This window comes from Oceanobacillus senegalensis (assembly GCF_900176885.1).
GTDB lineage: Bacteria > Bacillota > Bacilli > Bacillales > Amphibacillaceae > Oceanobacillus > Oceanobacillus senegalensis.
Window position 1 is genome coordinate 3,426,437 of record NZ_LT839648.1, and the last position, 14,113, is coordinate 3,440,549.

At 42.6% G+C, this 14,113-nt stretch carries 7 protein-coding genes, 4 tRNA genes and 3 rRNA genes; all 14 read right to left on the reverse strand.

Annotated features, from left to right (window positions below):
* Nucleotides 1-4: 4 nt before the first annotated feature.
* The gene (gene radA / locus CAO17_RS16575; protein ID WP_085993709.1) at nt 5-1,378 is read right to left on the reverse strand and encodes a DNA repair protein RadA; all 1,374 of its coding nucleotides are present in this window, start codon (nt 1,376-1,378) and stop codon (nt 5-7) included.
* Nucleotides 1,379-1,541: 163 nt separating this feature from the next.
* Nucleotides 1,542-3,974 (reverse strand): ATP-dependent protease ATP-binding subunit ClpC, encoded by a 2,433-nt coding sequence (gene clpC / locus CAO17_RS16580; protein WP_085993710.1) that lies wholly within the window; start codon nt 3,972-3,974, stop codon nt 1,542-1,544.
* Between the two features lie 13 nt (nt 3,975-3,987).
* Nucleotides 3,988-5,052: a protein-arginine kinase McsB gene (gene mcsB / locus CAO17_RS16585; protein WP_085993711.1), complete on the reverse strand. Its 1,065-nt coding sequence runs from the start codon at nt 5,050-5,052 to the stop codon at nt 3,988-3,990.
* Nucleotides 5,049-5,588, reverse strand: coding sequence for a protein-arginine kinase activator protein McsA (mcsA, locus tag CAO17_RS16590; protein ID WP_085993712.1), 540 nt, complete (start codon nt 5,586-5,588; stop codon nt 5,049-5,051). Before mcsA ends, mcsB begins: the two co-directional genes overlap by 4 nt.
* A gap of 60 nt (nt 5,589-5,648) precedes the next feature.
* Nucleotides 5,649-6,110: a CtsR family transcriptional regulator gene (locus CAO17_RS16595; RefSeq protein WP_085993713.1), complete on the reverse strand. Its 462-nt coding sequence runs from the start codon at nt 6,108-6,110 to the stop codon at nt 5,649-5,651.
* A 190-nt stretch (nt 6,111-6,300) separates the two neighbouring features.
* Nucleotides 6,301-6,999, reverse strand: coding sequence for an MgtC/SapB family protein (locus tag CAO17_RS16600; RefSeq protein ID WP_085993714.1), 699 nt, complete (start codon nt 6,997-6,999; stop codon nt 6,301-6,303).
* A 526-nt stretch (nt 7,000-7,525) separates the two neighbouring features.
* Complete coding sequence (gene nagB, locus CAO17_RS16605) at nt 7,526-8,251, reverse strand: glucosamine-6-phosphate deaminase (protein WP_085993715.1); 726 nt, start codon at nt 8,249-8,251, stop codon at nt 7,526-7,528.
* Between the two features lie 328 nt (nt 8,252-8,579).
* Nucleotides 8,580-8,694, reverse strand: a 5S ribosomal RNA gene (rrf, locus tag CAO17_RS16610).
* 113 nt (nt 8,695-8,807) lie between these two features.
* Nucleotides 8,808-11,727: ribosomal RNA gene (locus CAO17_RS16615) — 23S ribosomal RNA — on the reverse strand.
* Nucleotides 11,728-11,948: 221 nt separating this feature from the next.
* A 16S ribosomal RNA gene (locus CAO17_RS16620) occupies nt 11,949-13,513 on the reverse strand.
* Together the 16S, 23S and 5S rRNA genes with 4 tRNA genes alongside form the textbook arrangement of a ribosomal RNA operon.
* A 184-nt stretch (nt 13,514-13,697) precedes the next feature.
* Nucleotides 13,698-13,773 (reverse strand) — tRNA-Ala (locus CAO17_RS16625).
* A gap of 15 nt (nt 13,774-13,788) precedes the next feature.
* A tRNA-Pro gene (locus tag CAO17_RS16630) sits at nt 13,789-13,865 on the reverse strand.
* Between the two features lie 4 nt (nt 13,866-13,869).
* Nucleotides 13,870-13,946: transfer RNA gene (locus CAO17_RS16635), tRNA-Arg, on the reverse strand.
* 3 nt (nt 13,947-13,949) lie between these two features.
* Nucleotides 13,950-14,038 (reverse strand) — tRNA-Leu (locus CAO17_RS16640).
* Nucleotides 14,039-14,113: the final 75 nt, after the last annotated feature.

The following is a 14,113-nucleotide window of genomic DNA, read 5'->3' on the forward strand; positions in this document are numbered from 1 at the left end:
TAAATTAATGTTCTACACCTATATTTAAAGCATCTTGAACTGTATCAATCCCAACCACCTCAATATCTGACGGCGGGGTCCATCCATCCAAGTTATTTTTAGGACAAATAACACGTTTGAACCCTAACTTAGCCGCTTCTTGAACACGTTGTTCAATCCGTGATACTCGCCTTATTTCACCAGTTAAACCAACTTCGCCTATAAATATATCATCCGGTTTGGTTGGTCGATTTCGGAAACTAGACGCTATACTAACTGCTATAGCTAAATCAATTGCAGGTTCATCTAACTTTACACCACCAGCAACCTTAATATAAGCATCTTGATTTTGTAACATTAATCCTACACGTTTCTCTAGCACAGCCATTAATAATGGGACACGATTATGATCTACTCCTGTAGCCATTCTTCGTGGATTACCGAAGCTTGTAGGTGAAATTAATGCTTGAATTTCCACAAGCACTGGTCTCGTCCCTTCCATAGATGCAACAACCGTTGAACCTGCTGTTCCATGAGATCGCTCCTCTAAGAAGATTTCAGACGGGTTCATTACTTCCCGTAATCCTTCCTCCTTCATTTCAAATATACCCATCTCATTTGTAGAACCAAAGCGGTTTTTAACACCACGCAATATGCGATATGTATGGTGCCGCTCACCTTCGAAATATAAAACTGCATCCACCATATGCTCAAGCATTCTAGGCCCCGCTATAGCGCCTTCCTTCGTTACGTGGCCTACAATAAAGATTGGGATATTATTTGTTTTAGCGAGTCGCATTAACTCACCTGTACATTCACGAACCTGTGACACACTACCTGGAGCGCTCGTTACTTCTTCTTTAAAAATGGTCTGAATCGAGTCAATTACCACAAATGCCGGTTTAATTGTTTCTATTTGTCTACCGATATCAAATAAATTTGTCTCCGATAAAACATAAAGTAAATCTGTTTTTATTCCTAAACGATCAGCTCTCAATTTAGTTTGGCGTGTTGATTCCTCACCAGATACATAAAGTACCGGTAGCTCCTTTTTAGCTAATTGTGAGGAAATTTGTAAAAGCAATGTTGATTTTCCAATTCCAGGGTCTCCTCCAATTAACACAAGGGACCCCAGCACAATCCCACCACCAAGAACACGATTTACCTCCTGCATGCTTGTGGTGATCCTTGGTTCTTCCTGTGATTCTATCGCTGTTATACTTTCTGGTTTGCTTATTGTTTTAGACGATCCATTAAATATATGTTTTCCACGAACTGTTGATGCTTCTGTTTCTTCAATAAGTGTATTCCAACTATGACAGCCAGGACATTTCCCCATCCATTTAGCGGACTCATAGCCGCATTCTTGACATACAAATTTTGTCTTCCGTTTTGCCAAATTAGCTCGTTCCCTTCCCTCTCTATTGTAACTTATTTGGTTCTAGTATAGGTTACAGATTCCTATCATTTAGACCAATACATACCGTATTTTTGCCACAAATGTATATTTAGGAAAAGCTAGAAGAATAATCTCTTCTAGCTTGATTTGTGAAATCTATACATTATTTGGAAAGGATAATAAAATCACCTTTATTATTTAAACCTATTTTCACTTTTTCACCTTGATTTACGGTTCCTTTTAATAATTCCTCAGACAGTAAGTCCTCTATATTCTTTTGGATGGATCTTCTTAATGGCCTTGCACCATATTCAGGGTCAAACCCTTCGTTTGCAATTTTTTCTATTGCTTTCTCAGTAAGGGTGAAATCAATTTCCTGCTCTTGTAATCGTTTCTGCAATTCTTCAACCATTAGTGTAACAATGTCTTTCATATGCTTTCTCTCAAGAGAGTGGAAAACAATTGTCTCATCAATACGGTTCAAGAACTCAGGACGGAATGCCTTTTTCAACGCACCCATTACTTTTGATTTCATGTCCTTATGATCCTGTTCAGCATCGTCCATTGTAAACCCTACATACTTATTACGTTTTAACTCACTTGCACCAACGTTGGACGTCATAATAATGATAGTATTTCTGAAATCAACCAAACGACCTTTAGAGTCCGTTAAACGTCCATCCTCTAACACTTGTAGTAAAATATTAAATACTTCAGGATGGGCTTTCTCTATTTCATCTAAAAGCACTACAGAATAAGGCTTTCTCCGTACCTTTTCTGTAAGCTGGCCGCCTTCTTCATGACCTACATATCCCGGTGGTGACCCAACAAGTCTGGAAGTAGCGTGTCGCTCCATATATTCGGACATATCTACACGAATCATAGCATTTTCATCAGCAAACATCACTTCTGCTAATGCCCTAGCTAATTCGGTTTTACCTACCCCTGTTGGCCCTAGGAAGATGAAGGAACCAATTGGTCTTTTTGGATCCTTTAATCCTGCACGTGCTCTTCGTATCGCCTTGGATATTGCATTAACCGCTTCTTCTTGTCCGATAACACGATTATGCAAGATAGTTTCCATGTTCAGCAGACGATCACTCTCATCCTTCGTCAATTTAGATACAGGTACACCAGTCCAATTCGATACAACACTAGCGATATCTTCCATCGTAACCTCGGAGTCCATTTGCCCTTGTTTTTCTTTCCATTCGTTTTTCGTTTTTTCTAATTCCTCGCGATAACGCTGTTCCGAGTCACGTAATGATGCTGCTTTTTCAAATTCCTGACTTTGAACAGCCGCATCCTTTTCTTTCCTTACCTCTTCCAACTTCTGCTCTAATTCTTTTAAATTTGGTGGAACCGTGTAAGAACGCAAGCGTACTTTGGATCCAGCCTCATCAATTAAGTCAATTGCCTTATCTGGCAGAAAACGATCTGTAATATATCGATCAGAAAGTGTTGCCGCTGCTTCCACAGCCTCATCTGTGATAGTAACACGGTGATGCGCTTCATAACGGTCACGTAAGCCCTCAAGGATCTTGACCGTTTCCTCTACGGTTGGTTGATCCACTTGAATTGGCTGAAATCTACGCTCTAATGCAGCATCTTTTTCAATATACTTACGATACTCATCTAAAGTCGTTGCACCGATACATTGTAATTCACCACGTGATAAGGATGGTTTAAGAATGTTGGATGCATCAATAGCACCTTCTGCTCCACCAGCGCCAATTAATGTATGAAGCTCATCAATGAAGAGAATAATATTACCTGCTTGGCGGATTTCCTCCATAACCTTTTTCAACCGGTCTTCAAATTCACCTCGGTATTTTGTCCCAGCTACTACTGTCCCCATATCAAGTGTCATGACACGCTTATCTCTTAACGTTTCAGGGATTTCATTATCTACAATTTGTTGAGCTAGTCCTTCTGCAACAGCTGTTTTACCTACACCAGGCTCCCCGATTAAGACAGGATTATTTTTTGTTCTTCTACTAAGTACCTGAATAACACGCTCTATTTCTTTAGAACGCCCTATAACCGGATCAATTTTTCCGTCTCTAGCACTTTGAGTTAAATCTCTTGCTAATGAATCAAGTGTTGGTGTATTTGCATTAGATTGCTGGCCCCCTCTTCCTTGACGACCTGCTTGTGATTCATTACTACCTAGTAATTGAAGGACTTGCTGCCTTGCCTTATTGAGACTAACCCCAAGGTTATTTAGTACCCTAGCTGCAACCCCTTCTCCTTCACGTATTAGACCAAGCAAAATATGTTCAGTACCCACATAAGAGTGCCCTAATTTTCTTGCCTCATCCTGGGATAACTCTACAACCTTTTTAGCACGTGGTGTATAGTGGATGGACTGCATTGGCTGTTTTCCAACACCAATTAACTTTTCTACCTCTTCTTGAATTTGACTAATCTCTAAGCCTAAAGACTGTAATGCCTTTGCAGCAATTCCTTCCCCTTCTCGAACAAGGCCTAAAAGAATATGCTCTGTGCCAATATTATTATGACCCAGACGAACAGCTTCTTCCTGGCTTAAAGCCAATACTTTTTGTGCTCTCTCAGTAAAACGTCCAAACATCATAATTGCTTCCCTCCTATTTCTCTAACTTTAATCGTTCACGGATGAGTGATGCCCTAAGTACATCACGTTCTTTTGGTGTTAGTGTTTTTTTTGCATAATGCTGTAAGAAACCAGGTTGTATGAGCACCATTAGTTCATTAAGTATGCTTCTTGATGTATCTTTAATGATACCTAAATCTATTCCTAATCGCACATTAGATATGCAACTGGATGCCTCTTTTGATTCGATAACTCTACTATACGCCAATACTCCATAGGAACGAAAAACTCGATCCTCCAATGCAATAGGGGATTCCCTCATAATCATATTTCTAGCTTCTCTTTCATGCTCTATTAATTGATTGACGACACTTTCTAAATCCTCTACTATGTCTTGTTCCGATTTACCAAGGGTTATCTGGTTAGATATTTGGAATATATTACCGAGCGCTTCACTACCTTCACCATAGATACCCCTAACAACTAATCCTAATTGATTAATTGCTGGCATCATTCGATTCATTTTCCTTGTCATTACTAATGCAGGAAGATGCATCATAACAGAAGCTCGCATTCCCGTACCAACATTCGTTGGACACGTCGTTAAGTAACCTCTCTTTTCATCGAATGCATAGTTTACTTTTTCCTCGAGCCAATCATCTATTTCAAACACTTTTTCTAAAGCATAGCGTAACTGTAAACCAGGTAAATATAGTTGAATTCGTAAATGGTCTTCTTCATTCACCATAATCGATACTTGCTCATTTTCAGATATTAATGCTCCTGATTCATTTGTATGCTTTGTTAAATTTGGGCTAATTAAATGCTTCTCTACGAGGACTCTATTTTCAATGGAAGATAAATCCCTCATTGGTATAAATTCAAAATTATTGTAATGCTGAAAGGACTGGTTACCGAATTCTCTTTGGAAAAAATGACGGAGTTCCTCCAGCTTTCCTTCCTCAGCAATTACTGGATATGGAACATCCGCAATATTTCTTGCTAGCCTAATTCTACTACTTAAAATAATGTCACTATCTGGTCCTTCATCACGCATCCATGGACTAATTGCATCATTCATAAAATGTTCTAATGTCATGAATTATCACCTGTTTCTGACTTCCTAAGGATCTTTTCAAGTTCTTTTATTTTATCCCTAACCTCTGCAGCTTCCTCAAACTCCTCTTTTTCAATTAACTGTTGTAGTTCGACTCGATAGTTTTGTAGGCGCCGTTTCATTTGTATATCATCACCAGCGCGCTTCGGTATTTTTCCAGAATGTTTCGTATTACCAGCATGAACCCTACGAAGTATTGGGTCTAGTTTATCTGAAAATGTATCATAACAAGTTGCACAACCAAACTTACCAACCTGTTTAAATTGGCTAAAGGTCATACCACACTGTGGACATTGTAAGTCTTTCACCTGTTGAAAAGGGGCACTTTCCATTTTAGAAGTATCGAAATTAAATAATCCAGTCAATAGATTATGGAGTGAATAACCATCCTCTGGATAGTTTACATAGCCCTTTTCCTTGGCACAAACTTCACAAACACGAATTTCGGTTTTTTTCCCGTTAACAACCTTTGTAAAATGGAGAGTTGCGGGACGTTCATGGCACTCTTGACATTCCACTTGAGTTTCCCCCTTTATCTACGTAGTTACAATTTATTCCCTATCAGTTCAAAACTAAAACTAAAAATACTTTAATTGCATTAACATAGAAGTTAAAATTCTAGATCGAATCTCATCCCTCAATGGTAAGTTAAATGCAAGAGTATTCCTATCAATAGCTCCTAACATAATTTTTGCTTCTCGCTCGGAAATAATTTTTTCCTCTTGCAATCGGTCTAAAATATCCGTAGCAGATCGCTGGGAGATAGCTGGATTAATCATTTCGATAATTTCATCTATTAGTTCTGTCTTGTCCTTATGTCGGACTTTCATGATACGGATATATCCTCCACCTCCGCGTTTACTTTCAACAATATAACCCTTTTCAAGTGTAAACCTCGTATTTATCACATAATTAATTTGTGATGGCACACATTGAAACTGATTTGCAATCTCACTACGTTTAATTTCAATTGCATTTTGCCCTTTTGATTGTAGGACCTTTTTCAAATATTGTTCAATTATATCCGAGATGTTACTCATAAAACCATCCCTTCTTCTTGCTGTATATGTCTTTTTAACAAATAAGGTGTATCTTTGACTTTGACTATCTTTGACTTTGATTTTATTATACGCCATTAAATGGGAGATGAAAATACCTTTTATATATTTTAGACAAAAATAGTGGAAACAAAACCCAACTTTTATTTAATAAAAATATCCTAAAGCCAATTTAGTAATTTAACTTGGAAATGCTTCTTATCCCCTCTAGTTTTGAAATTTCTCCATATAAATAAGCTAAATTTATCTTTCTATTCTTCTCCATTCTAATATAGACGACGCGAATATCGTTTTTATCAGAGGTTACTTCAATGCTTTTTATCCGTAAATGAGAATGTTCAAAGAGTTCAACCAAACGGTATACTTTTGTTTCTTCATTAAGCTTTATTTCTAACGTATGATAGTTTCTCGTTTTAGGAAACAACCTTTCAAAATTATTTAGTAATACAAGACTAACTAATATAATTAAAGTTGCTAACAAAGCTGCACCGTACATTCCTAGTCCAACAATTAGTCCCAGTCCTGCAACTGTCCAAATCGAGGCAGCAGTAGTTAATCCTCGAATAGTTCCGCCATACACAATAATTGTACCTGCACCAAGAAAACCTATTCCACTTATAACATAAGACGGAATACGAGCAGGATCAAAGCGAACATTTTCATAGGTATCAATAAGGGAGGTAAACCCATAAATCGACATTAACATCATTAGACAGGAACCAACACCTACTAATATATGTGTACGAAAACCTGCTGAATGATTATTCAATTCTCTCTCAAAACCTATTAGTCCTGATAACACAAGAGCTATGAATAACCGTAATGAAATAACTGTAAAATCATCTCCAAATAATAGCTGTATATAATCCATACATTTTACACCCCAATATTAAAAATAAAATGATGCTATAAATCATTTAAGTAAAATAGGTTATGTCTTAGAAATTATGCGAGAGTTATATCTTTTATGATTTTTTTGACTGACTGGGAAAGGTAATTAAAAGCTTTTAATATAGTTATCAGTGGAAGAATTTATGATGTGAATCAAGGATGAAGTAGTTTTGATGTACTAAATGCTACTATTAATTTCGATAGAATAAAATCCCCTCTCTATGTCTAACCATTATATCACCTAGTAGTGGTACTTTCTATTAAGATAATGATATGTATGGGAGGAATGATAAGCCAGAAGAAGTAGTAGTAAAAGTAAGCGTAGAGCAAATAGAGGAAGGTAGCCTGTTTTAAAAGCAAACTATTTTCCTGGGCTGTATTACTACCCCTTAATCTGCGATAGATTGTTTCATTCCAGAGTCACCTTTATAACATTTACACTTAAACGATTATTATCAAAAAAGGTTGCCCTAAACCTTACAGGCAACCACATTCATAAATGTTATTTACTTATTTTCCTTAACCTCACTCATAGCAGCTTCATCTACAACAATCGTCACATTTTTGTGCCTTCTCAATACAGATGCTGGGAAATCTTCATTAATTTCACCCTCCAACAAACGTGCAACAGCATGAGCCTTGCTATGACCAGAGATGAGAAGTAGGATTTCTTTGCTATCCATGATGGAGTCAATTCCCATAGTTATAGCCTTCGTCGGAACTTCCTCCATAGAATCAAAGAATCGGGAATTTGCTTGACGAGTGGATACATCTAATTCCACAATATGTGTACGACTTGTAAAAGCCGTCCCTGGCTCATTAAAACCAATGTGTCCATTTACGCCTATCCCAAGAACTTGTACATCAATTTGACCTGCTTCACGAATGGCCTCCTCATAATCATGGCATTCCTTTTCTAAATTCGTAGCAGAACCATTTGGCACATGCACTTTATCCATCTCTATGTCAACATGGTTAAATAATTTATCATTCATATAATAATAATAGCTATTTGGGTTTTTCCTATCCAGACCCACATACTCATCTAAATTAAAAGTGACCACATTTCTAAATGAAACTTTCTTTTCAATCAAACGATGGTATAAACCTTCTGGAGTGGATCCCGTTGCAAGTCCAAGCACTGGTTTTTGTAGGTTTTCCATTTTATTCATTAAAAAGTCACAAGCATAATCGCTCATTTCCGCATAATCCATCACTTTAATAATATTCATTTGCAATACTCTCCTTTATATGCGATATCAACATGATAAATAGTTTATTTTACGTTTACTAACCTGATTAAGAGCTTCTTAGTGCTTTCATGTTTATTTTTTACATACTGTATGAACAATCAAATAAACGGATTACTCGATTAGTTATCAATCATTGAGTGTATTTTTACGCCCCCTTAAACCACTATTGTGATAAAGTACACCACTACATCAGTATAGAGCCCATTTTATGCATATAATAGAAAACAAAAGGGACCTAAGTTAGATTACCTTAGGTCCCTTCTCATAGTAGTGAATATATATTCGTTCTACTATTTTATAAAAGTCTGCCTGGCGGCGTCCTACTCTCGCAGGGGTTAACCCCAACTACCATCGGCGCTGGAGAGCTTAACTACTGTGTTCGGCATGGGAACAGGTGTGACCTCTCCGCCATCGCTACCAGATAATACTTATTCATAAGAACAAGTTATATTATATGCATTTTTGACAAAAAGTGCAAGGGTTTTTTATACCCTAAAAACTAAATAAGAGGTAATCACTGACATCCTTTAAGAAGTTAGTTAAGTCCTCGATCGATTAGTATTCGTCAGCTCCACGTGTCACCACGCTTCCACCTCGAACCTATCTACCTCATAGTCCCTGAGGGATCTTACTCACTTAGAAGTGATGGGAAGTCTCATCTTGAGGGGGGCTTCATGCTTAGATGCTTTCAGCACTTATCCTTACCATACGTAGCTACCCAGCTATGCTCCTGGCGGAACAACTGGTACACCAGCGGTATGTCCATCCCGGTCCTCTCGTACTAAGGACAGCTCCTCTCAAACTTCCGGCGCCCACGACGGATAGGGACCGAACTGTCTCACGACGTTCTGAACCCAGCTCGCGTACCGCTTTAATGGGCGAACAGCCCAACCCTTGGGACCGACTACAGCCCCAGGATGCGATGAGCCGACATCGAGGTGCCAAACCTCCCCGTCGATGTGAACTCTTGGGGGAGATAAGCCTGTTATCCCCGGGGTAGCTTTTATCCGTTGAGCGATGGCCCTTCCATGCGGAACCACCGGATCACTAAGCCCGACTTTCGTCCCTGCTCGACTTGTAGGTCTCGCAGTCAAGCTCCCTTCTGCCTTTACACTCTGCGAATGATTTCCAACCATTCTGAGGGAACCTTTGGGCGCCTCCGTTACCTTTTGGGAGGCGACCGCCCCAGTCAAACTGCCCGCCTGACACTGTCTCCGAACCGGATCACGGTCCTGGGTTAGAAGGTCCATACAGCCAGGGTGGTATCCCACGGATGCCTCCACGTAAGCTGGCGCTCACGCTTCTGAGGCTCCCACCTATCCTGTACAAGCTGCACAGACATTCAATATCAGGCTACAGTAAAGCTCCACGGGGTCTTTCCGTCCTGTCGCGGGTAATGCGCATCTTCACGCATAGTATAATTTCACCGGGTCTCTCGTTGAGACAGTGCCCAAGTCGTTGCACCTTTCGTGCGGGTCGGAACTTACCCGACAAGGAATTTCGCTACCTTAGGACCGTTATAGTTACGGCCGCCGTTTACTGGGGCTTCGGTTCTAAGCTTCGGACCAAAGGTCCTAACTCTTCCCCTTAACCTTCCAGCACCGGGCAGGTGTCAGCCCCTATACTTCGCCTTTCGGCTTCGCAGAGACCTGTGTTTTTGCTAAACAGTCGCTTGGGCCTATTCACTGCGGCTCTATCTCTATAGAGCACCCCTTCTCCCTAAGTTACGGGGTCATTTTGCCGAGTTCCTTAACGAGAGTTCTCCCGCTCACCTTAGGATTCTCTCCTCGCCTACCTGTGTCGGTTTGCGGTACGGGCACCTGTGATCTGGCTAGAGGCTTTTCTCGGCAGTGTGAAATCCGGAACTTCGGCTATAGTTGCCTCCCCATCACAGCTTGAAATGGCCAGACGGATTTGCCTATCTGACTTTCTCACTGCTTGGGCGCACACGTCCATCGGTGCGCATTCCTTATCCTACTGCGTCCCCCCATCACTCATAACGATCACGAGGTGGTACAGGAATATCTGCCTGTTGTCCATCGCCTACGCCTTTCGGCCTCGGCTTAGGTCCCGACTAACCCTGAGAGGACGAGCCTTCCTCAGGAAACCTTAGGCATTCGGTGAAAGAGATTCTCACTCTTTTTTCGCTACTCATACCGGCATTCTCACTTCTAAGCGCTCCACCAGTCCTCACGGTCTGACTTCACAGCACTTAGAACGCTCTCCTACCATTGTCTAAAAGACAATCCACAGCTTCGGTGATACGTTTAGCCCCGGTACATTTTCGGCGCAGAGTCACTCGACCAGTGAGCTATTACGCACTCTTTAAATGATGGCTGCTTCTAAGCCAACATCCTGGTTGTCTAAGCAACTCCACATCCTTTTCCACTTAACGTATACTTTGGGACCTTAGCTGGTGGTCTGGGCTGTTTCCCTTTCGACTATGAACCTTATCACCCATAGTCTGACTCCCAAGTCTAAGTAGCTGGCATTCGGAGTTTGACTGAATTCGGTAACCCGATGAGGGCCCCTAGTCCAATCAGTGCTCTACCTCCAGTACTCTTTCCTTGAGGCTAGCCCTAAAGCTATTTCGGAGAGAACCAGCTATCTCCGTGTTCGATTGGCATTTCACCCCTACCCACACCTCATCCCCGCATTTTTCAACATACGTGGGTTCGGGCCTCCTGTCAGTGTTACCTGACCTTCACCCTGGACATGGGTAGATCACACGGTTTCGGGTCTACGACCGCATACTCATTCGCCCTGTTTAGACTCGCTTTCGCTGCGGCTTCGTGTCTTCCACTTAACCTTGCATACGATCGTAACTCGCCGGTCCATTCTACAAAAGGTACGCCGTCACGCGTAAATGCGCTTCGACTACTTGTAGGCACACGGTTTCAGGTACTCTTTCACTCCCCTTCCGGGGTACTTTTCACCTTTCCCTCACGGTACTGGTTCACTATCGGTCACTAGGGAGTATTTAGCCTTGGGAGATGGTCCTCCCGGATTCCGACGGAATTCCACGTGTTCCGCCGTACTCAGGATACACTCCGGAGAGAATTCTCTTTTGACTACAGGGCTGTTACCCTCTTTGGCTCATCTTTCCAGATGGATTCGTCTAAAGAATTCCTTTGTAACTCCATGTGGAGTGTCCTACAACCCCAGAGAGCAAGCTCTCTGGTTTGGGCTGTTTCCGTTTCGCTCGCCGCTACTTGGGAAATCGCATTTGCTTTCTCTTCCTCTGGGTACTGAGATGTTTCAGTTCCCCAGGTATGCCTCTTGTGCCCTATGTATTCAGACACAAGTCCTGTTCCATTACGAACAGTGGGTTTCCCCATTCGGAAATCTCCGGATCAAAGCTTACTTACAGCTCCCCGAAGCATATCGGTGTTAGTCCCGTCCTTCATCAGCTCCTAGTGCCAAGGCATCCACCGTGCGCCCTTATTCACTTAACTAAGTTTACAATGAATAAGCGTACTAAATTAATAGCCTTGCTTTACGTTTTAATCTAGATTCAGCTCCCATAATCAGTCGCTGCATCCTTTTATTTTTGATGTCGTTGATTACTCTTATTTAGTTTTCAAGGTACAAAAATTAAGAGATTCACTCTCTCAAAACTGAACCAAACAACTCAGTATGTTTCATCCTAAATAGGATGTTCCGTAATAATCCTTAGAAAGGAGGTGATCCAGCCGCACCTTCCGATACGGCTACCTTGTTACGACTTCACCCCAATCATTGGTCCCACCTTCGGCGGCTGGCTCCAAAAGGTTACCTCACCGACTTCGGGTGTTACCAACTCTCGTGGTGTGACGGGCGGTGTGTACAAGACCCGGGAACGTATTCACCGCGGCATGCTGATCCGCGATTACTAGCGATTCCGGCTTCATGTAGGCGAGTTGCAGCCTACAATCCGAACTGAGAATGGTTTTATGGGATTTGCTTGACCTCACGGTTTCGCTTCCCTTTGTACCATCCATTGTAGCACGTGTGTAGCCCAGGTCATAAGGGGCATGATGATTTGACGTCATCCCCACCTTCCTCCGGTTTGTCACCGGCAGTCACCTTAGAGTGCCCAACTGAATGCTGGCAACTAAGATCAAGGGTTGCGCTCGTTGCGGGACTTAACCCAACATCTCACGACACGAGCTGACGACAACCATGCACCACCTGTCACTCTGTCCCCGAAGGGAAAATCCTATCTCTAGGAGTGTCAGAGGATGTCAAGACCTGGTAAGGTTCTTCGCGTTGCTTCGAATTAAACCACATGCTCCACCGCTTGTGCGGGTCCCCGTCAATTCTTTTGAGTTTCAGCCTTGCGGCCGTACTCCCCAGGCGGAGTGCTTAATGCGTTAACTTCAGCACTAAAGGGCGGAAACCCTCTAACACCTAGCACTCATCGTTTACGGCGTGGACTACCAGGGTATCTAATCCTGTTCGCTACCCACGCTTTCGCTCCTCAGCGTCAGTTACAGACCAGAGAGTCGCCTTCGCCACTGGTGTTCCTCCACATCTCTACGCATTTCACCGCTACACGTGGAATTCCACTCTCCTCTTCTGTACTCAAGTCCTCCAGTTTCCAATGACCGCTCACGGTTAAGCCGCAAGATTTCACATCAGACTTAAAAGACCGCCTGCGAGCGCTTTACGCCCAATAAATCCGGACAACGCTTGCCACCTACGTATTACCGCGGCTGCTGGCACGTAGTTAGCCGTGGCTTTCTGGTTAGGTACCGTCAAGGTATGATCAGTTACTATCATACTTGTTCTTCCCTAACAACAGAGTTTTACGATCCGAAAACCTTCTTCACTCACGCGGCGTTGCTCCGTCAGACTTTCGTCCATTGCGGAAGATTCCCTACTGCTGCCTCCCGTAGGAGTCTGGGCCGTGTCTCAGTCCCAGTGTGGCCGATCACCCTCTCAGGTCGGCTACGCATCGTCGCCTTGGTGAGCCTTTACCTCACCAACTAACTAATGCGCCGCGGGCCCATCTGTAAGTGACAGCCGAAGCCGTCTTTCAAACTCTCCATCATGCGATGAAAAGTATTATCCGGTATTAGCTCACGTTTCCGCAAGTTATCCCAATCTTACAGGCAGGTTGCCCACGTGTTACTCACCCGTCCGCCGCTCGTTCCACTAACGTCACCCCCGAAGGGGATCAGTTAGCTTCCCGCGCTCGACTTGCATGTATTAGGCACGCCGCCAGCGTTCGTCCTGAGCCAAGATCAAACTCTCCAAAAAAGTTTGTATAGAATTAACACCAATTAATTCTATGTCTTAGCTATAGTTAAAAGAAAAACGAGTTCCTTTTAATATCTTAACATACTGGTTGTTTTGTTCAGTTTTCAAAGAGCAAATTTGGTTCGCTTTGTAACAGCGACTTTATTAATTTAACATACTAATTAACTTCTGTCAATCGATATCCTGGTGGAGCCTAGCGGGATCGAACCGCTGACCTCCTGCGTGCAAAGCAGGCGCTCTCCCAGCTGAGCTAAGGCCCCATCATTCATCTATAATGGTCGGGAAGACAGGATTTGAACCTGCGACCCCATGGTCCCAAACCATGTGCTCTACCAAGCTGAGCTACTTCCCGATAATGGCGCGCCCGAGAGGAGTCGAACCCCTAACCTTCTGATCCGTAGTCAGACGCTCTATCCAATTGAGCTACGGGCGCTTATGGTGCCGAGGACCGGAATCGAACCGGTACGGTAGTTACCTACCGCAGGATTTTAAGTCCTGTGCGTCTGCCAGTTCCGCCACCCCGGCACATAGTCTGGAGCGGAAGACGGGATTCGAACCCGCGACCCCCACCTTGGCAAGGTGGTGTTCTACCACTGAACT

Bases quoted from the DNA above. Each gene is read 5' to 3' on its own strand.
- mcsB (WP_085993711.1), bottom strand. From the start codon at position 5,052: ATGACATTAGAACATTTTATGAATGATGCAATTAGTCCATGGATGCGT.
- CAO17_RS16595 (WP_085993713.1), bottom strand. From the start codon at position 6,110: ATGAGTAACATCTCGGATATAATTGAACAATATTTGAAAAAGGTCCTA.
- clpC (WP_085993710.1), bottom strand. From the start codon at position 3,974: ATGATGTTTGGACGTTTTACTGAGAGAGCACAAAAAGTATTGGCTTTA.
- nagB (WP_085993715.1), bottom strand. From the start codon at position 8,251: ATGAATATTATTAAAGTGATGGATTATGCGGAAATGAGCGATTATGCT.
- CAO17_RS16600 (WP_085993714.1), bottom strand. From the start codon at position 6,999: ATGGATTATATACAGCTATTATTTGGAGATGATTTTACAGTTATTTCA.